This is a genomic window from uncultured Campylobacter sp., from assembly GCF_938039205.1.
In the GTDB taxonomy this organism is placed as follows: Bacteria; Campylobacterota; Campylobacteria; order Campylobacterales; family Campylobacteraceae; genus Campylobacter_A.
The window spans coordinates 1-1,953 of the sequence record NZ_CALHVM010000051.1; the positions used below are offsets into that span (position 1 = coordinate 1).

General features: G+C 52.7%; 3 protein-coding genes. 2 read left to right on the forward strand and 1 reads right to left on the reverse strand.

Annotated features, from left to right (window positions below; genetic code table 11):
- Positions 1-293 (forward strand): hypothetical protein (locus Q0394_RS07265; RefSeq protein ID WP_298946445.1); only part of this gene is annotated, 293 nt, incomplete at its 5' end.
- A 29-nt stretch (positions 294-322) separates the two neighbouring features.
- Positions 323-610, forward strand: a complete 288-nt coding sequence (locus tag Q0394_RS07270; RefSeq protein WP_298946446.1) for an MGMT family protein — start codon at positions 323-325, stop codon at positions 608-610.
- Positions 611-880: 270 nt separating this feature from the next.
- Here Q0394_RS07270 and hchA read toward each other — a convergent pair whose 3' ends face one another.
- Complete coding sequence (gene hchA, locus Q0394_RS07275) at positions 881-1,714, reverse strand: glyoxalase III HchA (protein ID WP_298946447.1); 834 nt, start codon at positions 1,712-1,714, stop codon at positions 881-883.
- Positions 1,715-1,953: the final 239 nt, after the last annotated feature.

The window sequence follows — 1,953 nt, forward strand, 5'->3', positions numbered from 1 at the left end:
ATGAAAAGTACAACGCGCGCGATTTCGCAGAAGTTACGAGCAGCACGGACGGAAAATTCTACGCGCGTACACTTATAGCGAGCGGAAAATTCTTCACGCGCGATTTTGCGGCTTATGATGCGGGGAAAAACCTCGCGCTATCAACCTTTCGGCGCAAGGCACGGACGGAAAATTTTGCGCAAACAAACAAAGCGCGTGCCTCAAGGAGAGAAACCTGGCCGTTTTCGATCAAACTAGGCGCTGGCTCGATCTGTATTTTAGCGGACGCGAGCCGGGTTTTACGCCCGCTCTAAATCCCGCGGGCTCGGCGTTTAGGCGCGTCGTGTGGGATATTTTGCTCAAAATTCCATACGGCAAAACCACGACCTACGGGCAGATCGCACGCGAAATCGCCGCGGCACGCGGGCTAGCAAAGATGTCCGCGCAAGCCGTGGGCGGCGCCGTAGGACACAACGAAATCTCGATCATCATCCCCTGCCACCGCGTCGTAGGCACGCACGGCAGCCTCACGGGCTATGCGGGCGGCATCGATAGAAAAATCAAGCTGCTGCAGCCAGGGGGCGTCGATATGCAAGGGTTTTTCACGCCCGCGAAAGGCACCGCCCTATAAGGTGGCGCGGCAAAATTTGAAAGGTCGCAAAAGATTTTAATACTCGCGCGCAAAAGTGTGATAAAATTTGAATACTTAAATTTAGACGCTGCACAGCGCATCGCTTGCAAATCGAAGGCGAGCGGCGATTTTAAACGATTACACCGCGCGCAGGACGGCGATCATTAAATTTAAAGCCGAAGCGGGCACGCTTTGAAATTTTAAATTTTTCCGCCGCGTAAAAATTAAAATTTTATGCCGAGATGCCGACCTTAGCGGCGTAAAATATATTTACAGCGACTCTAAAAGCGTTTTAGCCGCCAGTTTGCCGAGGTTATTGGCCGCTAGCGGACTATCGCCCGAGAGCAGGTTGCGGTCTTTGTGCACGGCGCCGTCGATACCTTCGTTTAGGATTCTCATCCCAAGTTTTGCTAGCCGCAAGCCCATATACCAGCGCAGATGGCCCGGCATGTAGCCTATATCGGGCGAGGTGCGGTCAATGACGTCGGGCAGCAGCACGAGCTCGTAGCCCTCGAACAAAAACTTATCCTCGTCAAGCGCCGCGGCTAGCAGTCCGGCTGGGCCGTGGCAGATCGTGATGATGTATTTGCCCTGCTCATGAAACCATTTTAGCGCGGCCTTTACGTCGCGACTCTCGTCAAGCCCGATCAGCGCGCCGTGACCGCCCGGGATATATAGCGCAAAATACTCGTCAAATCCCTTCTTTACGATATCAGCGAGCTTTTTAGGCTCTTTAAATTTAGTCGCGTAGCTCTCAAAAAAGCCCTTGAGCCGCTCGTCCTTCGCAGGCATCGCCCAAAACTCGAATTTTACGGGATTTCCAGAGAGCGTCGCGATCTCGAAGTCCCAGCCCGCCTGCGCCAGATGATACATCGGCACGAGCGTCTCGACGGGGTGGTTGCCAGTGGAGAAAAAAGTCCCGTTGTCCATCAGCAAATACCGCTCGTCGGCCGCGATGATGAGGATTTTTTTATCGCCGTCGTATTTTTTCTCGTAATTAAAATCCGCCAGATCGCTCACGGGCGCCGTAAACTGTGACAGCGAAAACGGCGACGCGGGAAAAACGCGCCGTGCTCGGCGATATCGGGAGTCGGGAGTTTTGATAGTTTAGACATATTTAACCTTTCAAATGAAACTTTGCCGATTATATAGGCTTTCGTTTAATCCGAAATAAATTTTAAAATTTCGCCCCTTTTCTCCGCCTCCCGCAGAAGCCGCATCGATTTAAAATTTTTAACGCGCCGAGGACGGATAGATCGGCCGCCGGTTCGGCCGCTACAAAATTTGCGATAGCCAAAATCTACAAGCGGCGCCGAAACGGGCGCGAAAGCCTGCAGCGAAAA